At 64.9% G+C, this 25,273-nt stretch carries 28 protein-coding genes and 1 pseudogene; 20 read left to right on the top strand and 9 right to left on the bottom strand.

Annotated features, from left to right (window positions below; translation table 11 throughout):
• Positions 1-5 precede the first annotated feature (5 nt).
• Positions 6-2,462 carry a beta-glucosidase gene (locus K1177_RS13005; RefSeq protein ID WP_224703797.1) on the bottom strand — a complete coding sequence of 819 codons (2,457 nt, stop codon included), beginning with the start codon at positions 2,460-2,462 and terminating at the stop codon, positions 6-8.
• Between the two features lie 208 nt (positions 2,463-2,670).
• Here K1177_RS13005 and K1177_RS13000 point away from each other — a divergent pair, with 208 nt between their 5' ends.
• From K1177_RS13000 to K1177_RS12990, 3 genes are all read left to right on the top strand, one after another.
• Positions 2,671-3,087, top strand: a complete 417-nt coding sequence (locus K1177_RS13000; protein ID WP_224703796.1) for a winged helix-turn-helix transcriptional regulator — start codon at positions 2,671-2,673, stop codon at positions 3,085-3,087.
• Positions 3,088-3,089: 2 nt separating this feature from the next.
• Complete coding sequence (gene aac(3), locus K1177_RS12995) at positions 3,090-3,872, top strand: aminoglycoside 3-N-acetyltransferase (RefSeq protein WP_224703795.1); 783 nt, start codon at positions 3,090-3,092, stop codon at positions 3,870-3,872.
• 252 nt (positions 3,873-4,124) lie between these two features.
• Complete coding sequence (locus tag K1177_RS12990) at positions 4,125-4,697, top strand: hypothetical protein (RefSeq protein ID WP_224703794.1); 573 nt, start codon at positions 4,125-4,127, stop codon at positions 4,695-4,697.
• A 94-nt stretch (positions 4,698-4,791) separates the two neighbouring features.
• Here K1177_RS12990 and K1177_RS18530 read toward each other — a convergent pair whose 3' ends face one another.
• The 4 genes from K1177_RS18530 to K1177_RS12970 all read right to left on the bottom strand — a co-directional run bounded on the left by K1177_RS18530 (position 4,792) and on the right by K1177_RS12970 (position 8,249).
• Positions 4,792-5,802 carry a murein L,D-transpeptidase family protein gene (locus K1177_RS18530; protein WP_318153296.1) on the bottom strand — a complete coding sequence of 337 codons (1,011 nt, stop codon included), beginning with the start codon at positions 5,800-5,802 and terminating at the stop codon, positions 4,792-4,794.
• Between the two features lie 186 nt (positions 5,803-5,988).
• On the bottom strand, positions 5,989-6,942 hold the full coding sequence (locus tag K1177_RS12980) for an acetyl-CoA carboxylase carboxyltransferase subunit alpha (protein WP_224703793.1): 954 nt from the start codon (positions 6,940-6,942) through the stop codon (positions 5,989-5,991).
• A gap of 160 nt (positions 6,943-7,102) precedes the next feature.
• Positions 7,103-8,023: a site-specific tyrosine recombinase XerD gene (xerD, locus tag K1177_RS12975; RefSeq protein ID WP_224703792.1), complete on the bottom strand. Its 921-nt coding sequence runs from the start codon at positions 8,021-8,023 to the stop codon at positions 7,103-7,105.
• A 10-nt stretch (positions 8,024-8,033) separates the two neighbouring features.
• Positions 8,034-8,249: a hypothetical protein gene (locus tag K1177_RS12970; protein ID WP_224703791.1), complete on the bottom strand. Its 216-nt coding sequence runs from the start codon at positions 8,247-8,249 to the stop codon at positions 8,034-8,036.
• Between the two features lie 134 nt (positions 8,250-8,383).
• Here K1177_RS12970 and K1177_RS12965 point away from each other — a divergent pair, with 134 nt between their 5' ends.
• Positions 8,384-8,971, top strand: a complete 588-nt coding sequence (locus K1177_RS12965; protein WP_224703790.1) for a shikimate kinase — start codon at positions 8,384-8,386, stop codon at positions 8,969-8,971.
• Entirely contained in the window at positions 8,971-10,083 is a 1,113-nt protein-coding gene (aroB, locus tag K1177_RS12960) for a 3-dehydroquinate synthase (RefSeq protein WP_224703789.1), read from the top strand. The genes K1177_RS12965 and aroB overlap by 1 nt, the downstream gene beginning before the upstream one ends.
• Here the strand turns inward: aroB and K1177_RS12955 are convergent.
• Positions 10,080-10,370, bottom strand: a complete 291-nt coding sequence (locus tag K1177_RS12955) for a BolA family protein (protein ID WP_224703788.1) — start codon at positions 10,368-10,370, stop codon at positions 10,080-10,082. The two genes, aroB and K1177_RS12955, sit on opposite strands and share 4 nt — an antisense overlap.
• 46 nt (positions 10,371-10,416) lie before the next feature.
• Here K1177_RS12955 and K1177_RS12950 point away from each other — a divergent pair, with 46 nt between their 5' ends.
• From K1177_RS12950 to K1177_RS12925, 6 genes are all read left to right on the top strand, one after another.
• The gene (locus tag K1177_RS12950; RefSeq protein ID WP_224703787.1) at positions 10,417-11,037 is read left to right on the top strand and encodes a J domain-containing protein; all 621 of its coding nucleotides are present in this window, start codon (positions 10,417-10,419) and stop codon (positions 11,035-11,037) included.
• Between the two features lie 98 nt (positions 11,038-11,135).
• On the top strand, positions 11,136-12,119 hold the full coding sequence (gene cobS, locus K1177_RS12945) for a cobaltochelatase subunit CobS (protein WP_224703786.1): 984 nt from the start codon (positions 11,136-11,138) through the stop codon (positions 12,117-12,119).
• 18 nt (positions 12,120-12,137) lie between these two features.
• The gene (locus K1177_RS12940) at positions 12,138-12,884 is read left to right on the top strand and encodes a class I SAM-dependent methyltransferase (protein ID WP_224703785.1); all 747 of its coding nucleotides are present in this window, start codon (positions 12,138-12,140) and stop codon (positions 12,882-12,884) included.
• Positions 12,885-12,896: 12 nt separating this feature from the next.
• On the top strand, positions 12,897-14,786 hold the full coding sequence (gene cobT, locus K1177_RS12935) for a cobaltochelatase subunit CobT (protein WP_224703784.1): 1,890 nt from the start codon (positions 12,897-12,899) through the stop codon (positions 14,784-14,786).
• Positions 14,783-15,772: an esterase-like activity of phytase family protein gene (locus tag K1177_RS12930; protein WP_224703783.1), complete on the top strand. Its 990-nt coding sequence runs from the start codon at positions 14,783-14,785 to the stop codon at positions 15,770-15,772. Before cobT ends, K1177_RS12930 begins: the two co-directional genes overlap by 4 nt.
• A 315-nt stretch (positions 15,773-16,087) precedes the next feature.
• Positions 16,088-16,657 carry a CarD family transcriptional regulator gene (locus tag K1177_RS12925; RefSeq protein ID WP_396120210.1) on the top strand — a complete coding sequence of 190 codons (570 nt, stop codon included), beginning with the start codon at positions 16,088-16,090 and terminating at the stop codon, positions 16,655-16,657.
• Positions 16,658-16,802: 145 nt separating this feature from the next.
• Here K1177_RS12925 and K1177_RS12920 read toward each other — a convergent pair whose 3' ends face one another.
• The 3 genes from K1177_RS12920 to K1177_RS12910 all read right to left on the bottom strand — a co-directional run bounded on the left by K1177_RS12920 (position 16,803) and on the right by K1177_RS12910 (position 18,639).
• Positions 16,803-17,201 (bottom strand): cupin domain-containing protein, encoded by a 399-nt coding sequence (locus K1177_RS12920; RefSeq protein WP_224703781.1) that lies wholly within the window; start codon positions 17,199-17,201, stop codon positions 16,803-16,805.
• 71 nt (positions 17,202-17,272) lie between these two features.
• The gene (locus K1177_RS12915) at positions 17,273-17,809 is read right to left on the bottom strand and encodes an AAA family ATPase (protein ID WP_224703780.1); all 537 of its coding nucleotides are present in this window, start codon (positions 17,807-17,809) and stop codon (positions 17,273-17,275) included.
• Entirely contained in the window at positions 17,809-18,639 is an 831-nt protein-coding gene (locus tag K1177_RS12910) for an SAM-dependent methyltransferase (RefSeq protein WP_224703779.1), read from the bottom strand. The genes K1177_RS12915 and K1177_RS12910 overlap by 1 nt, the downstream gene beginning before the upstream one ends.
• Between K1177_RS12910 and K1177_RS12905 the strand changes: the two are divergent.
• From K1177_RS12905 to K1177_RS12865, 9 genes and pseudogenes are all read left to right on the top strand, one after another.
• Positions 18,638-18,919: pseudogene (locus K1177_RS12905) on the top strand (double zinc ribbon domain-containing protein); the annotation flags it as partial. The gene K1177_RS12910 and the pseudogene K1177_RS12905 sit on opposite strands and share 2 nt — an antisense overlap.
• A 24-nt stretch (positions 18,920-18,943) precedes the next feature.
• Positions 18,944-19,501, top strand: a complete 558-nt coding sequence (locus K1177_RS12900) for a ComF family protein (RefSeq protein ID WP_224705789.1) — start codon at positions 18,944-18,946, stop codon at positions 19,499-19,501.
• Between the two features lie 32 nt (positions 19,502-19,533).
• Positions 19,534-19,788: a glutaredoxin 3 gene (gene grxC / locus K1177_RS12895; RefSeq protein WP_137150801.1), complete on the top strand. Its 255-nt coding sequence runs from the start codon at positions 19,534-19,536 to the stop codon at positions 19,786-19,788.
• Between the two features lie 21 nt (positions 19,789-19,809).
• Positions 19,810-20,640, top strand: a complete 831-nt coding sequence (locus tag K1177_RS12890) for a carbon-nitrogen hydrolase family protein (protein ID WP_224703778.1) — start codon at positions 19,810-19,812, stop codon at positions 20,638-20,640.
• A gap of 55 nt (positions 20,641-20,695) precedes the next feature.
• A complete protein-coding gene (locus tag K1177_RS12885) occupies positions 20,696-21,121 on the top strand; it encodes a DUF1178 family protein (protein WP_224703777.1) in 426 nt (141 codons plus the stop codon).
• 78 nt (positions 21,122-21,199) lie between these two features.
• Positions 21,200-22,066: an aldo/keto reductase gene (locus K1177_RS12880; RefSeq protein WP_224703776.1), complete on the top strand. Its 867-nt coding sequence runs from the start codon at positions 21,200-21,202 to the stop codon at positions 22,064-22,066.
• An 88-nt stretch (positions 22,067-22,154) separates the two neighbouring features.
• Complete coding sequence (locus K1177_RS12875) at positions 22,155-23,249, top strand: efflux RND transporter periplasmic adaptor subunit (RefSeq protein WP_224703775.1); 1,095 nt, start codon at positions 22,155-22,157, stop codon at positions 23,247-23,249.
• A gap of 2 nt (positions 23,250-23,251) precedes the next feature.
• Positions 23,252-24,457 carry an ABC transporter permease gene (locus K1177_RS12870; protein ID WP_224703774.1) on the top strand — a complete coding sequence of 402 codons (1,206 nt, stop codon included), beginning with the start codon at positions 23,252-23,254 and terminating at the stop codon, positions 24,455-24,457.
• On the top strand, positions 24,454-25,134 hold the full coding sequence (locus K1177_RS12865) for an ABC transporter ATP-binding protein (protein ID WP_224703773.1): 681 nt from the start codon (positions 24,454-24,456) through the stop codon (positions 25,132-25,134). The genes K1177_RS12870 and K1177_RS12865 overlap by 4 nt, the downstream gene beginning before the upstream one ends.
• The last annotated feature ends 139 nt before the right edge of the window (positions 25,135-25,273 follow it).

Genomic DNA, 25,273 nt, shown 5'->3' with positions numbered 1-25,273 from the left:
GCGCCCTAGACGGGCAGCATCAGCGTGGTCTTGCGCGACACCGTGCCCACCAGCGGCAGGTCAGCGGAGGAGAGGCCCATGCGCAGGGTGAAGCTGCCCGCTTCCACCAGCCAGTGATGGGCCTGCGGGCGATAGAAGGCAAAGGCCCGCGCGTCGAGCGTCAGCGTCACCTGCCGGCTCTCGCCCGGCTTGAGCGCCACCTTGTCAAAACCCTTGAGCTCCTTGACCGGGCGCAGGTCAGAGGCTTCGTCATCGCCGACATAGAGCTGCACCACGGCCGCGCCTTCGCGCGCCCCGGTATTGGTCAGCCTGGCCGAGACCGTCACCGCGCCATCGGCTTCAAAGCGCGCGTCGTCGATGGTCATGTCCGCCAGCGCAAAGCTGGTGTAGCCCAGGCCAAAGCCGAAGGGGAACAGCGGCGTCATGCCGAGGCGATCATAGTGGCGATAGCCGACGAAGATGCCTTCCTCATAGCGCACCTTGCCCTCGACGCCGGGATAGACCTCGCGATCCTGGCTGTGGGCCGGGTTGTCGGCCCAGCGCACCGGGAAGGTCTGCGGCAGGCGGCCGGAGGGTTCGACAGCGCCGGTCAGCACATCGGCAATGGCATTGCCCGCCTCCTGGCCGGGATACCAGGACTGCACCAGGGCATTGACGGCGCCAAGCCAGTTCATTTCCACCGGCCCGCCAGTCTGCAGCACCACGACCGTATTGGGATTGGCCTGGGCGATGGCGGCGACCAGCTCGTTCTGCCGGCCCGGCAGCTCGATCGAGGGCAGGTCGCTGCCTTCGGTGTCCCATTCGCCATTGCGGCCGACGCAGACAATGGCAATGTCGGCATTGCGCGCGGCGCGCACGGCCTCGGTGATGGCCGCATCGCCCAGCGGCAGGCCGATGCCACAGGCAAAGGCGGCCAGGCCGAGGGTGGCAAAGTCCTTGGTGGCGAATTCGATCACCACCTCATAGGCGCGACCGGCCTCCATCGGCACGGTGCCAATCACCTCATCGCAACCCTCTTCAAAGAAGGTTCGGCCCTTGGTCCAGTTGCTCCAGGCGTCGGTGACCAACTGGCCATCGACAAACACCTTGGCAAAGCCGGCGGCATAGATGCCGACGCGATAGGTGCCGCTGGTCTCAGGCGTGAAGCGGCCGCTCAGGCGCGCCGAGAACTGCAGCGGGTCAACCTTGCCCTCGGCCACGGCGCCAATCCAGAAGGCCTGGGCCTCCTCCTGGCTGCCGACATGGACGGGTTCTCCGCTGAGGCTGGTGTTATCAAAATATTCCACCGTGAGCTGCGTGCGCAGCACGGGTTCGAAGCGGTGGTTGGTGCAGCCGGGTGCATAAGTCAGACGATCCTCGCCCAGCGCGGCTACAAGACCGTCCCAGGGCGAAATGCGGTAATGCGCATTGAGCTGGGCGCTGCCGCCACCCATGATCTGGGCGATCTTGGCATTGGGGCCGATCACGGCAATGGTCGCGTCCGGGCGCAGGGGCAGGGCGCCCTTGTTCTTGAGCAAGACGCTGGCCTCGGCGCCGGCGCGGCGGATCAGGGCGCGATGTTCGGGCCGGTCATCGGCGCGTTCGGCAAAGGGGCGGTGGTCATCGAGCGAGCCGACGCGCTCCATCAGCCGCAGCATGGCGATGACGCGCTGGTCGAGCGTCTCCTGGCTCACCGTGCCGGCCTTGACGGCGTCGATCAGCTTCTGGCCGCGGTCGCGCGGGGGCCCGGGCATTTCGAGATCAAGACCGGCATTGACGGTTTCGGCGGTCGAGTGGCTGCCGAACCAGTCCGACATGACGATGCCGTCATAGCCCCATTCGTCACGCAGCACGGTGGTCAGCAGCCAGTCGTGCTCGGAGGTGAAGGTGCCGTTCAGGCGATTGTAGGAGCTCATCACGCCCCAGGTGCCGGCTGATTTCACCGCCCATTCGAAGGGCACGAGATAGATCTCGCGCAGCGCGCGTTCGTCGATCTCGCTCGAAATGGTGGTGCGCTCGATCTCGGATTCATTGCCGACAAAGTGCTTGATGGTGGCGCCGATGCCCTGGCTCTGGAGGCCCGTGATATAGGCGGTGGCGAGCTGCGCGGTGAGGATGGGGTCTTCCGAATAGCATTCGAAGTTCCGCCCATTGGTCACCGAGCGGTGGATGTTGACCGTGGGCGCCAGCAGCATATGGGCGTTCTTGGATTTGACCTCGTCGGCCAGGGCCATGCCGATCTCGTGCACCAGGGCGGTGTTCCAGGTGGCGCCCAGGGCAATACCGACCGGAAAGCTCGCCGATTTGACGCCGCCGATCAGCGAGCCGCCGCCGCGCGCGCCATTGGGGCCGTCGGTGACGCGCAGCTTGCCGATGCCCAGCCGCTCCACTGCGGGCACGGACCAGAAGTCTTCGCCCGAGAGGATGGACACCTTCTCCTCAAGCGTCATCTGGGCAGCAAGCTGGGCAATACGGTCACTCATGATCTCTCCTCGGTCGGCTTATTTGGTGTTGCCGACACACAGACAGCATGGCCGCAAAGCCTGTCAATTCCCCGGCGCCGTCCCTGTGCGGTTTTGTCTGGTGGCCGGAAAATCGGGGCCCATCAAGACAGTGTGACAGGGGTGGGCTAGGCACAGAAGGTAACTACGGCTATATTTGTGCCTGACAAGAGAATTCAAAGGCTGCGCCATGTCCCTGCAAGATACGTCCAAATCCTCCAACTGCACTGCCATGTCCGACGTGCTCAACCGCATCGGCGACAAGTGGAGCGTGATGGTGGTGGGCATTCTGGGCAATAATGGCACGCTGCGCTTCAATGAGCTGAAGCGGCTGATCAATGGGGTCAGCCAGCGCATGCTGACGCTGACGCTGCGCAATCTGGAGCGCGATGGTCTGGTCACCCGCACCATCTATCCCGAAGTGCCGCCGCGCGTGGAATACAAGCTCACCGAACTGGGCAAGACGCTGCAGACGCCCATCATGGCGCTGTGGGACTGGTCGGCCGAAAACCATGGCGCCATTGTCGAAGCGCGCAGCATCTATGATGCCCGCGAAACGGCAGTCGCCGCGGCCGAGCCGCGCAAGGTCGCCTACGTCGGCGCCTAGCCATGGTGTGGACGCGGGCGGCCCTCGCCGAGCATTGCCGCGTCATGGGCCTGGTCGAAGGCGACAGCGTGCTGGTGCATGCCGGCCTGCGCGCCGTGGGGCCGATACTGGGCGGGCCTGATGCGTTGATCTCGGCGCTGGGCGATGTGGTCGGGCCCGGCGGGACGCTGTTGGGTTATTGCGACTGGCAGGGCGAAGAGGGCGTGCTTGAGCAGCCCGGATTGCGTGATGCCGTTCCGCCGTTCGATCCCCTGCGCTCGCGATCCATCCGCGACAATGGCGCCTTTCCGGAACTGCTGCGGACCACGCCGGGCGCCCGGCGCAGTGCCAGCCCCGGCGCCTCCTGCGCCGCGCTGGGCGGACGTGCCGAGTGGTTCGTTGCCGACCATGCGCTCGATTATGGCTATGGGCCGCAGTCGCCGTTCGGCAAGCTGGTGGCGGCCGGTGGCAAGACGCTGTTGCTCGGCGCGCCGCTCGACACCATGACGCTGCTGCATCATGCCGAGCATCTGGCCGACATCCCCGACAAGCGCGTCCGGCGCTACGAGACGCCAATCCTGCTTGATGGTCAGGTGGTCTGGCGCTGGTTCGAGGAATTCAACACCGGCATTCCTATTGTTGCCGGGCTGGCCGACGACTATTTCGAAGACGTGGTGGAAGATTTCCTCTCAACCGGCCAAGGGCGGCGCGGATTGATCGGGCATGCCCCCAGCGTCCTGGTGGAGGCGCGGGCGATGGTTGCTTTTGCCGTCGAATGGCTCGAGAGGCGGTTCGGCACGTCCTAGCAATGCGGTCCCTGCATGGGACCATCACCATATCAGGGCCGCAATCGCGGGCGATCCCGGCGGCAGATCGTGCTAGCCTTGGCGGCAATGGAGGCGACAGCTTTGGACGACAAATGGGCCCTTCCGGGCGTTTCTCGCGATTCTGACCCTGCCGCACCAGCCAATCCGGCCGCGGCCGCGACGCCGGTTGCGCCCTCTGCGCCAAACGTTCCCAAGCCAGCCAAAGAGCCGCAATCGACCCCCGAGAAGGCCGTGTCGCGCAGCGGCGGGTTCAACGTCCTCGGCCTGGGGGTAGGCGTGGTCGGTCTTGCCGCGCTGGGCGTGTCGCTGTGGGTCTATGCCGATACCCAGCGTGAGCTCAGGCGCGTCTCCACCGACATCGCCCAGATCCGGTTGAGCCTTGAGCTCTTCGGCAAGCAGGCCAGTGGTGGCGTGGCGCAAGCCGACAGTGCAGACCTTGCGGACATTGCCAACCGCCTGGCGCTCCTGGAAGCCAACCAGCGCTTGGGCGGGGCCACTGCGCCGGCGCCCGCCGCATTGCCGGCCATCGGCGCGGGCAGCGCGGCGACAGCAACCAATGATGGCGATTGCCTGCCCAGCGGCACGCGCTTCATGGTGTCGGCCGGCGACAATTATCCTGTGTGCGGCTCGTCCGGCGCGGTCGCCATTGCTGCGGTCGACAATGGCTATATCACACTGGGCGACGGGACCGTCATTGCCGAGGGCGCAACGGTCGGCCTGCCGGGCACCCAGTGCATGGTGGGCGTGCTGCCCTCGGAAGGCGATGCCATCACCGGCTTCGCGGAAATCCGCGTCACCTGCTAGTGCACCGCAAGCGCCCATGCGCTTGTCGGTCCGCCGCAAGCGCCCATGCGCTTGTCGGTCCGCGGCCGGCGTGTCGCGCCGGTCGGCCTATCATTTAGAGACTGGCGGGACGCTTGTGCGGAACCGGTGCGGGCTTGCCGCTCATGACCGGGGTCACCTTTTCGCCGAAGATGCCGAACAGGCCCGAGACGGCGCCGCCGACCATGCCGGTCACCGCATCGCCGCGCGCCTTGATCGCTGCCTCCTCGGCCGCCCTGCGCTCCACTTCCGCCACGGCGTTGACCACGGCGGCTTCGTCAGCCTGCTGCTTGGCGATCAGCGTTGCATCCCTGGAGATTGCGGGGCAGGGGCCCATCGCATTGAGCGCACCGGCGCCGGCAACGTTGAACACATATTTGCGCTCGCACACGTCCCAGGTGGGCGGCTGCTTGTTCAGCTCGAACAGGTCATAGCCGTCCTTGATATTCTTCCAGAAGCTCAGATTGGGGCTCTTGGTCTGGACGGCCAGATTGGCCGGGGTCATCTTGAACGGGAAGATCTGCAGCTGGAAGCTGGGGTTGCCGCCCTTGAAGCTTTCGCGGGCCAGGGCATAGATCTCGGCGATGCCCTCGTCGGTCATGGCGTAGCAGCCGCGCGAGGAGCAGTCGCCATGCACCATCAGCTCTGAACCGGTGCGGCCCCAGGCGCGGTCGAACTTGTTGGGAAAGCCGGTGTTGAAGGCCAGGTAATAGTTGGACTTCGGATTCATCAGGCCCGGCGTGATGGTATAGAAGCCTTCCGGGCTCTGCCGGTCGCCTTCCTTGATCTTGGGGCCGAGATCGCCGGAGAAGGCGCAGATCTCATAGCTCTTGAACAGCTTGAACTGGCCCGTATTGGTGCGCTTCCAGACCTCGAGCGTCTTCTCCTGCTTGAAGATGCGCACCACCATGGCTTCGCCGGGCGAGGAGCCCATGGCCTTGAGCGCGGAGACTACGCCGCTTTGCAGCGGCTGGTTGTGCCGATTGTCACTGGTCTTGGGCAGGAAGCCGCCGCAGGCGACCAGTCCAAAAGCAACCCAGAGCAGGATGACGGCAGTGCAGGCTTTGCGCAGGACGGTGGCGATCAAGATGGGAAGCCCATAAGCGAAACAATGCGCTGACCCATAGGGGCCAGTGGTTAGCGCAGCATGAGAAAAGCTGGTGAATGAAGTGTTAGCACGGCCCCAAATGCGCCGGAAGCCGGGCGTGTTCACGCAAGTGTGTGCCATGGGCGCATCACTGCGCCCCATGCAACCGGCTGCGACGCGTCCAGGCTAGATATTGGTGCCGATGGCCATGAATTTTTCGCGGCGCTGCTCGCGCACTTCCAGCCGGCTCTTGTCGGCGAATTCGCGCAGGAAGCTGGCGATCGCGTCGCGGCTGGAGTTCATCACCGTGTCGGGATGGCGATGGGCGCCACCGGTCGGTTCGGGAATGATGCCGTCGATCACCTTGAAGCCGAACAGGTCCTGGGCGGTGATCTTCTGGATCGTGGCCATGTCCTGCGCCTTGGCGGCGTCGCGGAATAGGATGGATGCGCCGGCCTCGGGCGAGATGACGCTATAGATGGCGTGCTCGAGCATCAGCACACGGTTGGCCGTGGCGATGGCAATGGCGCCGCCCGAGCCGCCTTCGCCGATGATGATCGCCAGATTGGGGACGCCCAGCTCCAGCGATTTTTCGGTCGAGCGGGCAATTGCCTCGGCCTGGCCGCGCTCCTCAGCGCCGATGCCGGGATAGGCGCCCGCTGTATCGACAAACGACAGCACGGGGATATTGAAGCGGTCGGCCATTTCCATGATGCGGACGGCCTTGCGATAGCCCTCGGGGCGGGCCATGCCGAAATTGTGCTTGAGGCGGCTCTCGGTGGAATTGCCCTTTTCCTGGCCGATCACGGCCACGGGCTGGCCGTTGAAGCGACCAAAGCCGGCCTGAATGGCGGCGTCTTCGGCGAACTTGCGGTCGCCGGCCAGGGGCTGCCATTCGGTGATGAGCGTGCGCACATAGTCCGAGAAATGCGGGCGCTGCGGGTGGCGCGCCACCTGGGTCTTCTGCCAGGGCGTCAGGCGCTTGTAGATCTCGACCAGCGCTTCGTCGGCGCGGCTGGAGAGGCGGTTGACCTCCTCGTCGATGCTCACGGCCTGGTCGGTTGCTGCCATGGCCTTGAGCTCGGCGATCTTGCCTTCAAGATCGGCTACCGGCTTTTCGAAATCGAGATAAGACTGCATTCCACCTGCCCGTTGGGGGTCTGTTCGCTGCGCCCCATCCCTGGGCCGCTGCTGTCGCGCTCTAAAGTGGCCGGAAAGTGACGATGGTGCAATGCCAAGTCAAGCAGAGTCACGCCGCGTGCCGGCACTGGGGGGCTCTGCGGCCGCTCTGTTCACAGATTTACCGCCCTGTTGCGGGCTGGTTGAGCGGGTGGTGGCTCTCCACCAGGGTGCGCAGCTTTTCGTCCAGCACATGGGTATAGATCTGCGTGGTCGAAATATCAGCATGGCCAAGCAGCATCTGCACCACGCGCAGGTCGGCGCCGCCGGCCAGCAGGTGGCTGGCAAAGGCATGGCGCAGCACATGCGGGGTCACTCGCGCAGCGCCGATGCCGGCCAGGCCGGCCAGGGCCTTGAGGTCGCGGGCGAACACCTGGCGGGACAGATAGCCATCGGCGCCGCTGGCGGGGAACAGATAGGGGCCTGGCTCGATGGTGGCCAGATAGGTCTTGATGGCGTCGCGGGCCCGGTCGTTGAGCGGCACCACGCGCTCCTTGTTGCCCTTGCCGGTCACGGTGATGAAGCTGGTGTCGCGCATGACGGCGCTGCGGCGCAGGCTCACCAGCTCGGACACGCGCATGCCGGTGGCATAGAGCAGCTCGAGCAGCACATAGAGGCGCAGGGCGCCGGCCTGCTGCTGTGGCGGGGCGGGACGATTGGCCTCGGCCTCGGCGGTTGCCAGCAGGCGATCGACTTCGGCAATCGAGAGCACCTTGGGCAGTGCGCGGCGCGTCTTGGGGCTGGCGACGATGCGTGTCGGGTCGTCGCCGCGCAGATTGTCGGCGCAGAGGAAACGATGAAACTGGCGCAGGGCCGACAGGCGGCGCGCACTCGACGATGCGGCCAGGCCCTGGTTCTTGAGGTGGTCGATATAGGCGGTGACGGCGGCGCGATCCGCGCTCATCACGCTCAGGCTGCGACGGGAGAGGAAGTGGGCATAGTCTTCGAGATCGCGGCTATAGGCGGCGATGGTGTTCTTGGCGGCGCCGCGCTCGGCGCTCATCATCTCGAGAAAGGCGCCGATCAGATGACCGCTGCTCATTGTGCCGGGCTCACGGATTGGCCGGCGCTGCCGGGGCCGCCGTCACAGCCGGTGCGGGGGTCCCCAGCCCAGGCGTCGCCGGTTCGCCGAGCAGTTCGCGGGTGGGGATGCGGATGGTCACCGGCTTGGGCTCGGGTTCGACATAGGCCACCAGCATGAACATGCCGACATAGACCAGGCCGACCAGAAACAGCAGTGAAATGACCAGGCGGATCAGGGTGGGCATGGGCGTCCAGACGGTTGTGTTGGCTCACAATTGACAGCAAATGGTTTCATTTCTGTAGGCACAAGGCAATCTTTGAGGGTTCTTGACAGCGCGCGCCGGGGCAGGTTGATAGCGGCACCATCTGGAGAGTGTTCTTGACCCGACCCGACCCGGCATTGCGGCAGGCCCGCGCGGAGGCGCTGAGCGCGGCGCTTGGCGAGCGTCCACTGGTGCTGGTGGGCATGATGGGTGCTGGCAAGACCACGGTGGGCCGGCGCCTTGCCGCCCGCCTCAACCGGAAGTTTCTCGATAGCGACGAAGAGATCGAGAAGGCCGCGCAGATGACCATTCCGGAGATTTTCGAGCAGCGTGGCGAGCCCGAGTTCCGCGCCGGGGAAACCCGCGTCATTGCCCGTGTGCTCAAGCAACCCGGCGTGGTTCTGGCCACCGGCGGCGGGGCCTTCGTCAATCTCGAGACGCGGGCGCTGATCAAGGCCGAGGGCGTGTCGGTCTGGCTCAAGGCCGAGATCGACATTCTGTTCGAGCGCGTCTCGCGCCGGTCCAACCGCCCGCTGCTCAAGACGGCCAATCCGCGCGAGACACTGCGCAAGCTGATCGAGGATCGCTATCCCATCTATGCCGAGGCCGATGTCACCGTGGTCAGTCGCGACGTGCCGCAGGAGGCGGTGGCGACCGATGTGGTGGATGCGCTGCTGGCTCATTTCAACGTGCAGGTGCCCTGATGGCCGAGATTGCCCACACGGTCCATGTCGCCCTTGGCGAGCGGGCCTATGACATCCTGATCGGGGATCGCCTGCTCGACGATGCCGGGGCGATCCTTGCCGAACGCTTCCCCGGGCGGCGCTATGGCATCATCACAGACGAGACGGTGGCCCAGGCGCAATTGCCGCGCCTTGTGGCGTCGCTCGGTGCCGCCGGGCTTGAGCACAGCCAGATCGTGCTGCCGGCCGGCGAATCGACCAAGTCCTGGGACCATCTGGGGCAGGCTGTCGAGGGCCTGTTGGCTGCGCGGCTCGAACGCGGAGACCTGGTGATCGCGCTCGGTGGCGGGGTGATCGGCGATCTGGCCGGCTTTGCCGCCTCCATCGTGCGGCGCGGCATGGGCTTTGTGCAGATGCCCACCTCGCTCCTGGCGCAGGTCGATAGTTCGGTGGGCGGCAAGACGGGGATCAATTCCCCGCATGGCAAAAATCTCATCGGCGCCTTCCACCAGCCAAAACTGGTGCTGGCCGATCTCTCCACCCTCGATACGCTGCCGCCGCGCCAGTTCGCCGCCGGCTATGCCGAGGTGGTCAAATATGGGCTGATCGACGACGAGGAGTTCTTCTTCTGGCTCGAAGAGCACCAGGCCGAGATCTTTGCCGGCGGCCCGGCGCGCGGCGAGGCCATTGCCCGCTGCTGTGCCCACAAGGCGCGGGTGGTGATCGAAGACGAGACCGAGCAGGGCGTGCGCGCGCTGCTCAACCTTGGGCACACCTTCGGCCACGCGCTCGAGAAAGACACCGGCTATTCCGATCGCCTGCTGCATGGCGAGGGCGTGGCCATCGGCATGGTGCTGGCGCATGGCTTTTCGGCGCAGCTGGGCCTGGCGCCCAGCCAGGATACCGGCCGCATCGTGGCGCATTTGAAAAAATCGGGCCTGCCCACCACATTGGGGGATATTCCGGGCACGCTGGGCTCGACCGAGGCGCTGATGGCGGCCATTGCGCAGGACAAGAAGGTCAGCCGCGGCGCGCTGACCTTCATCCTGACGCGGGGCATCGGCCAGGCCTATATCGCCCGCGATGTTGAGCCCGCCAAAGTTTCGGCGTTTCTGGACGCTATGCGCGGCTAGGGTCTGTCTGATACAGCATCAGGTCCGGCGCTGGGCAGCACTTCGATGGCCAGCGCATGGACCCTGTCGTCCAGCTCTGCGCGCAGGGTATCCATGACGGCGCGGTGTTGCGCGACGCGGCTGAGGCCGTCAAAATGGCTGGTCGCGATTCTGACGCGGAAGTGGGTCTCTCCACCCTCTCGCCATCCGGCATGGCCGTGATGGAGCTGCGATTCGTCGACCACATCGAGGAAAGCGGGGTCAAACCTGCTCGAGAGCTTGGCGGTAATGGTGTCTTTGATGGACAAGCGTGCTGCCCCTTTCTGAATGACGTGAAGCAAACAACTAGGCGCAATGAAACCGCAATCCAAGCTTTTCGATACCATTCGCATCCGGCCCCGGCGGGAAGAAAAACCCGCGCCCATCGAGCATGTCTGCGACTGGGAGGGCTGCGAGGCCGCAGGTGAATACAAGGCCCCCAAGGGCAACCGCAGCGAAGGGCAGTATCACCATTTCTGCCTGGAACATGTCCGCCACTACAACACGGCCTTCAACTTCTTTGACGGCATGGAAAAGGACGAGCTGAACGAGGCGCTGACCCAGCCGCCGCGTCCGGAAAGCCGTTCCAGCTTTGCCACCGGCAATCCGGGCGTGCGGGCCCGGTCGACGGCCAACTTGCGTCCGGGCGACAAATATGGCGATCCGTTCGGCGTGTTCGCCAAATATCGCCACCGCCAGGCTCAGAAACCGGCGGCCGAACGGGTCAAGCCGCTCAACGAAAACGACCGTCGTGCGCTCGAAACCCTGGGCATCATCGGCCCGGCCAAGTCCGAAGAGATCAAGCGGGCCTACAAGACCCTGGTCAAGATCCACCATCCCGATGCCAACGGCGGCGACAAATCGTCCGAAGAGCGCCTGCGCACCATCATTGCCGCCTATAGCCACCTCAAGAAGATGGGTTTTATCGGCACCTAGCCATGCCGGCGGGAGACTACCCCCGCCGTCACAATGCTGCTATAGACCCGCCGAGCTTTCTGCCCTTCCTGCCTCGATTTTTCGCCAAGAGCTTTACCATGACTGAATACACCAATCTGCCCGACACCGAATATTCGGCTCGGGAGCTGTTCGGCATCGACACCGACATGAAGGTGATGGGTTATAAGGAAGCCAATAGCCATGTGCCGCCGGTCGATCCGGACTATCTGTTCGATCGCAACACGACCCTGGCTATCCTGGCCGGCTTTGCCTTCAACCGCCGCGTCATGGTGCAGGGCTATCACGGCACGGGCAAATCGACCCATATCGAGCAGGTTGCGGCGCGCCTGAACTGGCCGCTGGTTCGTGTGAACCTGGACAGCCATGTCAGCCGTATCGATCTGGTCGGCAAGGACGCGATCGTCCTCAAGGACGGCAAGCAGATCACCGAATTCCGCGACGGTATCCTGCCCTGGGCCGTGCAGAACAATGTTGCCCTGGTGTTCGACGAATATGACGCCGGTCGTCCGGACGTGATGTTCGTGATCCAGCGCGTGCTCGAAGTCGCCGGCCGGCTGACCCTGCTCGACCAGAACCGCGTCATCGTGCCCCACCCGGCCTTCCGCCTGTTCGCCACCACCAACACCATTGGCCTCGGCGATACCTCGGGCCTCTATCACGGCACCCAGCAGATCAACCAGGGCCAGATGGACCGCTGGAGCCTGGTGACGACGCTGAACTATCTGCCCCATGACAAGGAAGTCGGCATCGTCCTGGCCAAGAACAAGGACTATGCCGCCACCGAAAAGGGCAAGAAGCTGGTCGCCAATATGGTGCGCCTGGCCGATCTGACCCGTTCGGCCTTCATCAATGGCGACCTGAGCACCGTGATGAGCCCGCGCGCCGTGATCACCTGGGCCGAGAATGCCACCATTTTCGGTGGCGATGTCGGCTTTGCCTTCCGCCTGACCTTCCTGAACAAATGCGACGAGCTTGAGCGCCCCGTGGTGGCCGAGTTCTACCAGCGCGTGTTTGGCGAAGATCTGCCGGAGAGCTCGGCCAATCTGGCGGTGACCGCCTAAGGTTTCGGATGGTGCCTCGTGGCCCAGAATATCTATGACGACGCGCAGTTTTTCGACGGCTACAGCCAGTTCCCCCGCTCGCGCGAGGGGCTGGCCGGTGCCGCCGAATGGCCGTCGCTGCGGGCCATGCTGCCGCCGCTGAGCGGTCTGCGGGTGCTCGATCTGGGGTGCGGCTTCGGCTATTTCGCGCAATGGGCCGCCAAGGCCGGTGCGGCCGAGGTGGTGGGTCTCGATCTCTCCGAAAACATGCTGGACGTCGCGCGGCGCAATTGTGCCGACCTGCCGGTGCGTTTTGCCCGGGCAGATCTGGAAACCGCAGCGCTGGGCGATGGCGCCTATGATCTGGTGTTCAGCTCGCTGGCCGTGCATTACCTCGCCGATTTCGACAGTTTTTGCGCGCGCGTCCGCGCGGCACTGGTGCCGGGTGGTTCGCTGGTGTTCTCCATGGAACATCCGGTGTTCGCGGCACGGGCCACGCCCGATTTCGTCACTGACGCCGAAGGCCGCATGGTGGGCGCCGTCCTTGACTATCTGCGCGAGGGCGAACGGCTCACCAATTGGATCGCCGATGGCGTGGTCAAGCACCACCGGCTGATCTCGACCACGATCAACAGCCTGATTGCCGCCGGCTTTGTTCTCGACCACGTCGAGGAATGGGCCGCAACCGACGCCGATATCGCCCAGCATCCCGAGTGGGAAAAAGAGCGCTATCAGCCCATGTTTCTTTTGTTTTCGGCGCATCTGAGCGCGCCTGCCTCTGCCTGATCGGACATTTCCATGGCCACTCCCCCGCGCAGCAAAGCCAACAAGCCCGACCAGACCCAGGTGTTCAAATCCGCCATGGGTGCCACGGTGCGCGCCATTGGTGGCAAGGCAGACCTTGAGGTCAGCTTCACGGCCGATCGTCCACTGCTGACCTCCGACAAGGCGCGGCTGGCCAATCTGCCGCGCCTGCCGACCCGGCGCGACATTGCCATTGCCCGCGGGCAGGGCGATGCCATGGCCATGCGCCTGGCCAGCCACGATCCGGAAGCCCATCGCAAGCGTGCGCCGATGGACCCTGTGGCCCGCGCGGCCTTTGACGCGCTCGAGCAGGCGCGTGTCGAGGCCCTGGGCTGCGTGCGCATGCCCGGCATGGTCGGCAATATCGCCGAAATGCTGGAAGACCGGCTGTTCCGTGCCAATTATGCCGAGGTCGACGACAAGGGCGATGCGCCCATTGCCGAGGCGCTGGGCCTGCTGCTGCGCGAGAAGCTGGCCGGTGTGGCGGTGCCGCCCTCGGGCCATGCACTGGTCGATCTCTGGCGCAAGGAAATCGAAGACAAGGGCGGCAAGTCGCTCGACGAGCTGCTGACCCGCTATGAGGATCAGGACGAGTTCAGCAAGGCGGCCAAGGCGCTGCTGCGCGACCTCAATCTCGTCCCCGAAAGCGAGATGAGCGATCCGGACGACGCCGAGAACGGTGAGGACCAGGATCAGGAACCCGACAGCGGCGACAGTTCCGACCAGGCGCCCGAGCAGGGCGAAGGCGAGAACGAGAGCCAGGACAGCCAGACCGACGAAAGCGCTGGCGACAGCGAAGAGACTGGCGATGTCGACGGCATCGAGTCGGAAATGGCCGATTCGGATGAGGACGCGGCCACCGATGCCGGTGAAGACGCGCCCATGCCGCCGCCGGCCAAGGATGGCGGCAACCAGCTGTCCAACCAGTTCAACTACAAGGTGTTCACCACAAAGTTCGACGAAATCGTCAAGGCGTCCGAGCTATGCCCGCCCGACGAGCTGGACCAGCTCCGCTCGCTGCTGGACAAGCAGCTGGAAAACCTCGCCGGCGCCGTGGCGCGGCTGGCCAACAAGCTGCAGCGCCGCCTGATGGCCAAGCAGAACCGATCCTGGCAGTTCGACCTCGAGGAAGGCCTGCTCGATACGGCGCGCCTCACCCGCGTGGTCACCGATCCGATGCAGGCGCTGAGCTTCAAGGTCGAGAACGACACCGACTTCCGCGATACCGTGGTGACGCTGCTGATCGACAATTCCGGCTCCATGCGCGGCCGGCCGATCACCATTGCCGCGATCTGCGGCGACATCCTTGCCCGCACGCTGGAGCGTTGCGGCGTCAAGGTCGAGATCCTGGGCTTCACCACAAGGGCGTGGAAGGGCGGCAAGAGCCGCGAGGCCTGGCTCGAAGCCGGGCGTCCGGCCAGCCCCGGCCGCGTCAATGACGTGCGCCACATCATCTACAAGGCCGCCGAGGAACCCTGGCGCCATGCGCGCCGCAACCTGGGCCTGATGATGCGCGAAGGCCTGCTCAAGGAAAACATCGACGGTGAGGCACTCGAATGGGCGCGCAAGCGCCTGATGGCGCGGCCCGAAGCCCGGCGCATCCTGATGGTGATTTCCGATGGCGCGCCGGTCGATGACAGCACGCAGTCGGTCAATGCCGGCAATTACCTGGAAGCCCATCTGCGCCAGGTGATCGAGGATATCGAGACCCGCTCGCCCATCCAGCTGGTGGCGGTGGGCATTGGCCATGACGTGACGCGCTACTACCGTCGCGCAGTGACCCTGCTCGATGCCGAGGAACTGGCCGGTGCGCTCACCGACGAACTGGCGGCACTGTTCGACGAAGAAATGCCTGCCCAGACGCGTCGGCGCGGTCGCGGATGATCCGCGGCGCTGGAGTCGCCCTTGCCCTGCTTGCGGCCAGCAGCATGGTGCAGGGCGACGAACTGGCTGTCACGTCTGTCCAGGTCGCCAGCTTCATGGGGGCGACGCTCGACCAGCCCGTGGGTGGCCTGGTGTTTCGGGGCGGCATCGCCATGAGCGCTTCCGATGACCGTTTCGGGGGGCTCTCGGGTGTCGCTGTCACCGGCCCCAGCCAGCAGCTGGCTTTTGTCACCGATCGCGGCAGTTTCGTCTCGGGCCGATTGTCCTATGACGATAGCGGACGCCTGCTCGGCCTGATCGGCGTGACAGTCGAGCCGATCCTCAATTCCAAGGGGGCGCCGCTGCCGCGCCAATATGCGCGCGATGCCGAGAGCCTCGACACCATCTATCGCGATGGCCAGCCCTATGCCGTGCGCGTCAGCTTTGAGCATCTGACGCGGGTGGCCGATTTTAGCCTGGACGATGCCCGGCCGGGCGGGGCGGCGCGCGAGGTGTCCTTGCCGGAGTGGCTGAGCAATCTGCGCACCAACCAGTCGCTGGAGTCGGTGTGCATCGCGCCGCCGGCGTCGCCGGTGGCCGGCTCGACCATTCTGATCACCGAGGATGCGCCCGATGCCGATGGCAACCATCGGGGCTGGATGCTGGGCCAAGCCGACAAGGGCGCCTTCAGCTACAAGGCTCATCCGGGCACCTATCCCACCGACTGCGCCTTTCTGCCCGATGGCGACCTGCTGGTGCTGGAGCGGGGGCTGTCGGTGCTTGGGTTCTCCATGGCGCTCAGGCGCGTGCCGGCCGATCAGGTCCGTCCGGGCAATCTGCTGTCAGGGGCGATCCTGATGTCTGCCGATGGCGGCGCCATCGACAATATGGAGTCCCTGACGGTGCATGCCGCGCCCGATGGCGAGACGCGTATCCTCATCGGGTCAGACAATAATTTCAACGATTGGCAGCGCAGCCTGCTGCTGGAGTTTGCCCTGGCGGAATGATCCGTGATGGGGTCAGCCACAGGATCGTCACATTGAATCGGCGCCTCGGCGCGCGGTGATTCGTAACTTTTGATTTTGCTGAATTTTTGTGCTATACCTCTCCGGGTATGCAGATTAGCCCGTCACCCAGCCCGTGCCGTCAGGCACGATTTTTTTGACAACATCAATGGATGCATGAGCTCCGGGAAAAGCGGACCCGGTAGCCCGTGGGGTTATTGCTGCGCGCGACGATCCGTCGGATCGCCGAAAGAATAGTAGGGATGGACGGTCCGTTCCGCCAGGAACTGTCCATTTGGGGCGTCAACAAGGAGTTCCATGAATATGGTAGCCAAGAAGTCACAGCAGCGACTTGGATTCAAGACGGGCGAGTATGTCGTGTATCCGGCGCATGGCGTCGGCGTGATTGTCTCGATCGAGGAACAAGAAGTCGCCGGCCTGACCCTTGAGTTGTTCGTCATCAGCTTCGAGCAGGACAAGCTGACCCTTCGCGTTCCCGTGGCCAAGATCAAATCCGTCGGCATGCGCAAGCTGGCCGAGGAAGATATGGTCGCCCAGGCGCTGACCACCGTCACCGGTCGCGCCCGCGTCAAGCGCACCATGTGGTCGCGCCGCGCCCAGGAATATGAAGCCAAGATCAACTCCGGCGACCTGATCGCAATTTCCGAAGTCGTGCGCGATCTCTATCGCTCCGACGATCAGCCTGAGCAGTCCTATTCGGAACGCCAGCTGTTCGAACAGGCCATGGATCGCATGAGCCGCGAGATCGGTGTGGTCAACAAGCTGACCCTGACCGAGGCTGTACAGCTGATCGAAAAGAACCTGGCCAAGTCGCCCAAGCGCAGCAAGGCCGACGCTGCCGATACGGACGAGGAAGCTGCCGCGTAATCGCGCAGTCTTTCGTCATCTCATTGAAGAGGGCCGGTGGAAACACCGGCCCTTTTCGCATGTCCCGCATGTGTCACGGTTCGGGTGCACGCCATGTTGTCAGATGTTGCCGAAGTGCCCGGTTTTGTCAGGCAGGGTGTGACTGCTAGATCCGGCTCATGCTTTCAGGCAGCAGCACCACGCTTTCCTGCTCATTGGGGTCGGTTCGGGCAATCAAGGCCCGCGCCACTTTGTCGGTCGGGTTGAACGGCTGGTGCGGCACGCCGGCGGGAATATAGACATAGTCGCCCTCGGCCACATGGTCGAGAAACTCCAGGGTCGGCCCATGGTAGAAGGACGTCGAGCCCTCGAGCTGGAAGATCGCCGTCTCGTGGCGCTCATGGTAATGCGGCTTGGCCTTGCCGCCCGGCGGCAGCACCAGCATGTGCATGCAAATGCCTGTGGAATCAGCGCTTTGCGCCGAAACTCCGGCGAAATAGTCCATGCCCTGCTTGCCGTGAAAGGCCACGCCGCCCCGAATAACCCTGCATTGCGCCATGCTCATCTCCCCTTGCACAGCCTGTAAATGGCCGATCAGAGGGTGCCAAATGGCACGGGCTTCCGCCACTGGAATCGCTAGTCGAGGCGATAGTTGCCAGAGGCAAAGGCGGCCACGACGGCGTCGAGCGTTGCCGCCTGGTCCAGCCCGCCGACATCGAGAACATGACGTTCCCGCGGGCCGAGATCGGCGAACTGGGCATGCAGTTCGGCCACCACCTCGGGATCGGTGAGGCTATCGCCACCGCGGGCCTGACAGCGGGCGACCGCTTCGGTGACGCTGGTCCGCAGCACCAGATAATGTGTCGGCACGCCAAGGGCTTGGTAGAATTCCAGCGCCCAGGGGCGGATGACGCCATCAAGCGCCACCAGGTAGCCATTGCGGGCGTAAAGGGCCGCCACTTCGGCCGCGATCTGCATGATCATGCGGTTCTGGGCATCGGATTCGGGCAGCCAGGGGTCGATATGGCCGGTGCCGATATAGCCCCAGAAATCGTCGGAATGCAGGTGTACCTTCTTGCAGCCGGGCAGGCGCGACAGCGCGGCGGCAATGGTGGTCTTGCCAGAGCCGGGCGAGCCGGAAACGATCAGGATGTGTCCCGCCAGCGCGTCCATCAGCTTCTCCCCAGGACATCGCCCAGGCGGGTGGTGGCGCTGCCGGGCTTGAGCGGCTTCTGCTGGCTTTCGTGCGGCGCCCAGCCGGAGAGCCAGATGATCTCGAGCGTGGCCCGCACCCGCCCATCGGCGTCCGCATCGCGCTCGGCATAGGCCGTCGCCGCTGCAGCCAGCAGGCTGCGCGTGGCCGGTCGGCGGGGCCGGTCGACCAGCGGGTTGGAGGCGCCCAGCGCCTTGATCTCGGCCATCAGCGCGAAGGGCTGGGGATAGCGCACGACGTGGGTTTCCACATCGGCCACCGGCAGGGCCAGGCCGGCGCGCTGCAACAGGGCGCCGCCGTCACGCACCTGGATCATGGGGGCGACACGGGCCGACGCGCCACCCAGCACCAGAGCGTCCGCCGCGAGAAAGGCCTCGCGCAGCTCGGTCAGCGTCTGGCCACCAAGCGCGGCCACCATCAGCAGGCCGTCGGGCGCCAGCCGCGCCCGCAGCCGCGCCAGATAGCCGGGCACGTCATTGACCGCCTGCAGGTGCAGCAGCGAGACGATGAGATTGTAGGCGTCGCCCTGCAGTGCCGGCACGTCGTCGTCCCCGGCAAAGGCGGCATGGCGCTCATAGGCGAAGCTGTGGCTGGCCGTAGCACCGGTCCGTGGCAGGTGCTCGATATCGGGCCCGATAATGGCGGCGCGCGGAAACTCGCGGATCAGCGTGCCCAGACGGTCCTCGAGATCGGCCAGCACCAGATCGGTGACAAAATCGCCGCCCTTGGGACGGCGCGCCAGATTGCGGGCGATCTGTGCGGTGTCGAAGATCGAAGCGGGCTGGGTCATGGCTGTCTTGGTGCGGGCTGGAATGTCTTGCGGCCAGACGCAAAGCTGGCACTATGGCTGGCTTATGGAGAGCCGCAGCGCGCTTGTCAAAGCGGGGGACTGGGCCGCCGGTCTGGTGACGGGCCTGCGACGGGCCAGGCTTGGCCTGCTGGACATAGTCTATCCGCCCGTCTGCTTGGTCTGCGCGGCGCCAATTGCGACCGCGCAGACGCTGTGTCCGGGCTGCTTTGCTGAGCTGCGGCCCATCACGGCGCCACTCTGCCCGCGGCTGGGCCTGCCGTTCGCGGCCGATATGGGAGGCGACATGCTTTCGGCCGAAGCATTGGCTGATCCGCCGCCCTTCGGCCGAGCGCGCGCGGCCGTGGTCTATGGCGAGGTGGCCCGCACGCTGGTGTCGCGCCTCAAATATGGTGACCGGCCCGAACTGGCCGTATTCTGCGCCAGGTTGATGGCGGGGGCCGGGCATGAGCTGTGGCAGGACCGGCCGCTCCTGGTGCCGGTGCCACTGCATCGGGCGCGGCAACACGAGCGGCGCTACAACCAGTCAGCCGAACTGGCGCTGGCGCTGGGTCGTTTTATCGGGCTTGATGTCGATACGAGCCTGGTCAAGCGTATCCGCCGCACGCGCCAGCAGGTGGGTCTCAGCGGCGACGGTCGGCAGCGCAATGTGTCCGGGGCGTTTGCCGCCCATCCCGATGCCCTGGTGCGTACGCGCGGGCGGCGTGTCGTGCTGGTCGATGACGTCTATACCACCGGCGCCACCACCAAGGCGGTGACCCACACATTGCACCGGGCCGGCGTGGCGGACGTCGATGTTGTGACCTTCGCCCGCGTTGTCATTGGCGCGGACATGCCCATATAATCAGGACCGACAGGTTCGTTTGGAGAAGAGCATTGGCTCGCATCGAAATCTACACTACGCCGACCTGCCCCTATTGCCACGCGGCCAAGGCGCTGCTGGCCGACAAGGGGGCCGATTATACCGAGATCACCGTTCTCGACCCGGCCCTGCGTGAAACCATGACGCAGCGGGCCAACGGGCGCCGCACCGTGCCGCAGATCTTCATCGATGACGCGCATATTGGCGGTTACGACGATATTTCCGCGCTTGATCGGCGTGGCGGTCTCGACCCGCTGCTGCAGGCCTGACGCGATCCCGGGAAACCAAACATGAAAATTGCGGCGATCCAGATGCGCTCCGGCCCCGATCCGGAGGCCAATATGGCTGCGCTTGAGCCGATGCTGGCCGAGGCGGCAGCGGCGGGCGCCGCCTATGTGCTGACGCCGGAGGTCACCATGGCCTTTGCGGAGAACCGCGAGGCGCTGGCCAAAGTCGCTGCACCCTACAAGGACCATCCGCAGCTGGCGCGCGTCGCTGCGCTGGCCCGGCAGTACCAGATGTTCATCCACATCGGTTCGCTCGCCGTGCCGCTGCCCGACGGGCGCTTTGCCAATCGTTCGGTGCTGTTCGGGCCCGATGGCGCCGTGGTGGCGAGCTATGACAAGATCCACCTGTTCGATGCCACTATTGCCGGTCTCAATGCCTATCGCGAAAGCGCGACCTATCAGGGCGGTACGCAGGCCACCACGGCGGCGCTGGGCCCGGTCACGCTGGGCATGGCGATCTGCTACGACATGCGTTTTCCGACGCTGTTCAATACCCTGGCCAACGCCGGGGCCGGGCTGATAGCCGTGCCGGCGGCCTTTACCGTGCCGACGGGCCAGGCGCATTGGCATGTGCTGCTGCGTGCCCGCGCCATCGAGACGGGCAGCTATGTCATTGCCGCTGCCCAGGGTGGCCAGCATGAGAACGGCCGCGCCACCTATGGCCATTCGCTGGTGATCGATCCTTGGGGGCGGGTGATTGCCGAGCTTGATCACGATGCGCCCGGCGTGCTGCTCGCCGAGATCGATCCTGGCCTGGTTACGGAAGTGCGCGAGCGCATCCCGGCGCTGGCCAATGCGCGCAGCTTTGCGCCACCGCTGCCGTTGCACAGCTGAGCAATCGACCTATATCCTGACTGAACGGGCCGCAGGGCCCATAGAGACGCTTGCCTTGATCCAATACGCACTGCACTGCTCGAAGGGACATCACTACGACGCCTGGTTCAAGAATGCCGCGGCATTCGATGACCAGAAGGCGCGTGGCATTGTGACCTGTGCGGTGTGCGGTGACGCCGCTGTGGACAAGGCGCCCATGGCCCCGGCCGTGGCGCGCACCGATCAGGATCGCGTCGCGGTGAGTGCCGGTCGGCCTGATCCGGCGCAGTTGCGCGCGCTGCTCAAGGCCTATCGCGACAAGGTGATTGCCGAAGCCGACTATGTCGGGGACCGCTTTGCCGAAGAGGCGCGCAAGATCCATTTCGAGGAAGCTGACGCCCGCGGCATCTATGGCGAGGCCACCCGTGACGAGGTGGTGGCGCTGGCCGAGGATGGCATTGATTTTCTCCCCCTGCCGTCATTGCCCGACGAGCACAACTGATCCCTCCAGCCGCCCTGTGCCTGGCACGGGCGACCGCCTTCGCGCGCCACATCCGGCGCAATCCTACGGAGACACAGCATGACCAAACTTGACGCAGCCCTTTCGGGCCAATTTGCCATTGGTGGCGACCTCAAGGTCAATCGCCTGGGCTTTGGCGCCATGCGCATCACCGGCAAGGGCATCTGGGGTCCGCCGGAAGATATGGCAGGTGCCAAGGCGGTGCTGCGGCGCCTGCCGGAGCTCAATGTCGATTTCATCGACACCGCGGAAAGCTATGGCCCCTATATCAGCGAAGAGCTGATCGGGGAGGTTCTGGCGCCCTATGGCCAGGGCACCATCGTCGCCACCAAGAGCGGGCTGACCCGGACCGGGCCGGATCAATGGCACCAGGTGGGGCGCCCGGAATTCCTGCGCCAGGGCGTGATGACCAGCCTGCGCCGGCTCAAGCTTGATGTGCTCGATCTGTGGCAGCTGCATCGGATCGATGGCCAGACCGACCGGACCGCCCAGTTCGAGGCCATTGCCCAGTTCAAATCCGATGGCCTCATCCGCCATGCCGGCCTGAGCCAGGTCAGCGTCGCCGACATCAAGGAAGCACAGAAGTACTTCCCCGTCGCCACGGTGCAGAATCTCTACAATTTCGCCAATCGCCAGAGCGAGGATGTGCTGGACTATTGCCAGGCCAATGGCATCGGCTTCATCCCATGGTTCCCACTGGCCGGTGGCGAGCTGGTCCAGGGACACGCCGATGCCCGCGCTATTGCGGAAAAGCACAATGCCAGCCCCAGTCAGATCGCCCTGGCATGGCTGCTCAAGCGCAGCCCGGTGATGCTGCCCATCCCGGGCACCGGCAAGGTCAAGCACCTCGAAGACAATGTCGCCGCGGCTGCCATCACGCTGAGCGATGAGGACTTCGCCACGCTCGATCGGATCGGCCGCAGCTAGGCCGTCATCAACAAAGTTTGATCGACCGCAAATCTGTCGGGGGCGACCCGGCGTACACAGCCTATAGGCATCAAAAGGCTGAAGTGCTGTGGTCGGCTCCGACAAACCCTCCCGTCCGGTGATCCGGCGCCGCAAGCGGCGCTGGTTCTGGCTGATTGTCCTGCTGCTCGCGCTGGGAGCAGGGGGCACCTATGCGTTGCTTGAAAAGCCCTGGCAGGCGCGGCCCAAAGTCGTCGCCAGCGAGATGCTCTCCGTCGGCCCGGTGTCGCAGGTGCTGGCCGTCAACGGGCGGATTGCAGCGCGCACGTCGGTGACGGTGCGGGCGGCGGTATCTGCCCAGGCAGTGGCGGTTCTGGCCGGCGAGGGCGACGAGGTTGCCGCCGGGCAGGTGCTGGTGCGGCTCGACGATAGCCTGGTGCAATCGCAGCTGCAGCAGGCGCGGGCTGCACTCGACTCCCAGCAGGTGCGCCAGAGCCAGGCGGCGGCTGCCGCGGATCGTGCGCGGGCGCTGGGCGACAATGCCACCCGCTCAAGCCTTGAGGACGCCGAGCTGGCACTGGCTGGCGCCATCAACGAGACAGCGCGCTTGCAGGCCGCGCTGGAACAGGTGGAAAAGCAGCGCGAGCAATATGTCATCACTGCCCCCATTGCCGGGGTGGTGCTGTCGCGTGGCGTGGATCAGGGCCAATTGGTCGATCCGCAGACCCAGCTCTTCACCATCGCCGACACAGGCGATCTGGTGGTCGAAACCGACGTGGACGAACTCTATTCCTCGCGCGTCTCCAAGGGCCTCAAGGCGCTGCTCAAGCCTGTGGGCGCCACGGTCGCCCAGCATGGCACCGTGGTCTTCGCCGCCCCGACCGTTGATGCCGCTACCGGCGGACGCGCCATCAAAATCAGCTTCGACGATGCCGTTTCACTGCCCGTGGGGCTCACGGTCAATGCCAATGTCATCGTCGAAGAGGTGCCTGAAGCGCTGTCGATCCCCCGAGCCGCCATTGTGACCGAGGGAACCCAAAGCCATGTCATGGTGATCGCCGACGGCGTCGCGCGCCTGCGCGAAATCACGTTTGACGATTGGCCCGCCGACCGCGTCATCGTCACCAGCGGGCTTGTGCCGGGTGATGTGGTGATCCTGGCCCCTGCGACGGTCAAGGCGGGCGACATGGTCACGGCGGGCTAGCCATGCTCTATGCCATCAAGATCGCCTGGCGCTATCTTACCGCCAGCAAGGCGCAAACGGGCCTGTTGGTCGCCGGGGTCGCCACGGGCGTCTTTGTCTTTATTTTCATGAGCGCGCTGATCGGCGGCTTGGCGGTCTATCTGGTGCAGCAGACAGTGGGCGACATTTCCCATGTCACCCTTGAAGCGCCCAGCCGCGACGCGGGGCTCTTGTTGCCCGAGGGTGTCGAGGCGCAGCTGGTGCAGCAGAAGGCCAGAGGTCAGCGCGATACCCTTCGCAGTGCCGAAGCCTTCCTGCCGGCCATTTCCGCCATGGCGGGGGTCAAGGCGGTTTCGCCGCAGATCGTGGGCAATGGCTTTGTCATCCGCGGCCAGTCGCGGGCGCCAGTGTCGGTGACAGGTGTCGAGCCCGACAAGGTCTCCGCCATTGCCGATCTTCAGAGCCGGCTGATCGCCGGCGATACGGTGCTCACCAATAATGCGGTGCTGGTGGGCAAGTCGCTGGCCGAAGACCTGGGCATTGGCGTTGGCCAGGTGATCCGTCTGCAATCGGACCGCAATGTCGAGCGATCGCTGGTGATTGCCGGCATTTTCAAGGTCGGCGTCGAAGCGCTCGATGCGCGCGCAGCGTTTGTCAGCACTGCCACGGCACGTACGCTGTTCGCGTTGCCGCAGGGGCTGAGCCGCGTGGAGATCAAGCTGGACGATCTCAATCAGGCCGATGAATTTGCAGTCCGGTTGGCGGCCGAGACAGGGCTCAAGGCCACGCCCTGGACGCAGGGCAATGCGCAATTGCTCAGCGGGCTGCGGGCGCAGGCCAACTCCGGCAATCTCATCAAGGGCTTTGCCCTGGTGACCATTGTGATCGGCGTTGCCAGTGCGCTGCTGCTGTCCACCTATCGGCGTCGGCCCGAGATCGGCATCATGCGGGCCTTTGGCGCACCGCGTGGCTTTGTGGTGGCCGTCTTTGTGCTGCAGGGCACGCTTATCGGCCTGCTGGGTGGGCTCCTGGGCGCCGGGCTGGGCTATCTGGCGCTGTCGCCCTTTCCATTGCCGGAGAACATCACTTCGGGCAGCTTGCCCATTGATGTGCGCCAGGGGGCCTATGGGCTGGCCATTGCGCTGACCACTATCGGGGCCATTCTGGCCTCCATCCTGCCGGCCCGCGCGGCAGCGCGGGTCGACCCGGTGTCGGTGATCGGCCAATGAGCGTGCTGGTCGAGGTTGGCGATCTGGTCAAGACCTATGGATCGGGTGATGCCGAGACGCGTGTGCTCAAGGGGCTCGACCTGGTGCTTGAGGAAGGGGACCTGGCGGCGCTATTGGGGCCTTCGGGATCGGGCAAGAGCACGTTGCTCACCATCCTGGGGACGCTGATGCAGCCCACAAGCGGCCGGCACAGCATGCTCGGCGAGGATCTGACGCGGGCAGGTGATGCAGCGCTCACCGAGTTCCGCAACCGCCACATCGGCTTTGTCTTTCAGTTCCACCATCTGCTGCCAGACTTCACCGCACTGGAGAATGTCATTTTCCCCACTGCCATTGCCCAGGGACGCGAGACTGCCGGCGCCCGCGCGCGCGGGGAGGACTTGCTGGAACGCGTGGGGCTGGCCGACCGCATGGATTTCCGCGCTACCCAACTCTCGGGTGGGCAGAAACAGCGTGTCGCGATTGCGCGGGCGCTGATGAACCAGCCCGAACTGGTGCTGGCCGATGAGCCCACCGGCAATCTTGATCGGGAATCGGCCAGCCAGGTCATGGCGCTGATCGCCGAGATCAATCAGCAGGAGCAGACGACCTTCCTGATCTCCACCCATGACGAAAAGATCGCCGCTGCCTGCCGTCGGCAGATCAAGGTGGTGGACGGAAAGACCGTCTCGGACTGATGTCTTGGGGGACTAGGGTCGGTTCGATAGGGAGGGTGGAATCCCCGCTATCGAACCTGACCAGAAGACAGTCTTGGCAGACCGTCAGGTGGCTGCGGGCCGTTTAGCATTGCCGGATCGGCTTGTCACGCGTTTGTCG

Origin of the sequence: Devosia aquimaris, assembly GCF_020169335.1 — a bacterium.
Taxonomy (GTDB): Bacteria; Pseudomonadota; Alphaproteobacteria; order Rhizobiales; family Devosiaceae; genus Devosia; species Devosia aquimaris.
The sequence above is the reverse complement of the archived record's forward strand: the minus strand, read 5'-3'. Positions and strand labels throughout refer to the sequence as shown.

Excerpts from the sequence above, each read along its gene's own strand:
- K1177_RS12920 (WP_224703781.1), bottom strand. The coding sequence starts at position 17,201 with ATGAGCATGGCGCAATGCAGGGTTATTCGGGGCGGCGTGGCCTTTCAC.
- K1177_RS12925 (WP_396120210.1), top strand. The coding sequence starts at position 16,088 with ATGAATATGGTAGCCAAGAAGTCACAGCAGCGACTTGGATTCAAGACG.
- K1177_RS13000 (WP_224703796.1), top strand. The coding sequence starts at position 2,671 with ATGTCCCTGCAAGATACGTCCAAATCCTCCAACTGCACTGCCATGTCC.
- cobT (WP_224703784.1), top strand. The coding sequence starts at position 12,897 with ATGGCCACTCCCCCGCGCAGCAAAGCCAACAAGCCCGACCAGACCCAG.
- K1177_RS12915 (WP_224703780.1), bottom strand. The coding sequence starts at position 17,809 with ATGGACGCGCTGGCGGGACACATCCTGATCGTTTCCGGCTCGCCCGGC.
- K1177_RS12910 (WP_224703779.1), bottom strand. The coding sequence starts at position 18,639 with ATGACCCAGCCCGCTTCGATCTTCGACACCGCACAGATCGCCCGCAAT.
- K1177_RS12870 (WP_224703774.1), top strand. The coding sequence starts at position 23,252 with ATGCTCTATGCCATCAAGATCGCCTGGCGCTATCTTACCGCCAGCAAG.
- K1177_RS12900 (WP_224705789.1), top strand. The coding sequence starts at position 18,944 with ATGCTTTCGGCCGAAGCATTGGCTGATCCGCCGCCCTTCGGCCGAGCG.
- K1177_RS12880 (WP_224703776.1), top strand. The coding sequence starts at position 21,200 with ATGACCAAACTTGACGCAGCCCTTTCGGGCCAATTTGCCATTGGTGGC.
- K1177_RS13005 (WP_224703797.1), bottom strand. The coding sequence starts at position 2,462 with ATGAGTGACCGTATTGCCCAGCTTGCTGCCCAGATGACGCTTGAGGAG.
- K1177_RS12950 (WP_224703787.1), top strand. The coding sequence starts at position 10,417 with ATGAAACCGCAATCCAAGCTTTTCGATACCATTCGCATCCGGCCCCGG.
- aroB (WP_224703789.1), top strand. The coding sequence starts at position 8,971 with ATGGCCGAGATTGCCCACACGGTCCATGTCGCCCTTGGCGAGCGGGCC.
- K1177_RS12930 (WP_224703783.1), top strand. The coding sequence starts at position 14,783 with ATGATCCGCGGCGCTGGAGTCGCCCTTGCCCTGCTTGCGGCCAGCAGC.
- cobS (WP_224703786.1), top strand. The coding sequence starts at position 11,136 with ATGACTGAATACACCAATCTGCCCGACACCGAATATTCGGCTCGGGAG.
- K1177_RS12980 (WP_224703793.1), bottom strand. The coding sequence starts at position 6,942 with ATGCAGTCTTATCTCGATTTCGAAAAGCCGGTAGCCGATCTTGAAGGC.
- xerD (WP_224703792.1), bottom strand. The coding sequence starts at position 8,023 with ATGAGCAGCGGTCATCTGATCGGCGCCTTTCTCGAGATGATGAGCGCC.
- K1177_RS12970 (WP_224703791.1), bottom strand. The coding sequence starts at position 8,249 with ATGCCCACCCTGATCCGCCTGGTCATTTCACTGCTGTTTCTGGTCGGC.
- K1177_RS12890 (WP_224703778.1), top strand. The coding sequence starts at position 19,810 with ATGAAAATTGCGGCGATCCAGATGCGCTCCGGCCCCGATCCGGAGGCC.
- K1177_RS12865 (WP_224703773.1), top strand. The coding sequence starts at position 24,454 with ATGAGCGTGCTGGTCGAGGTTGGCGATCTGGTCAAGACCTATGGATCG.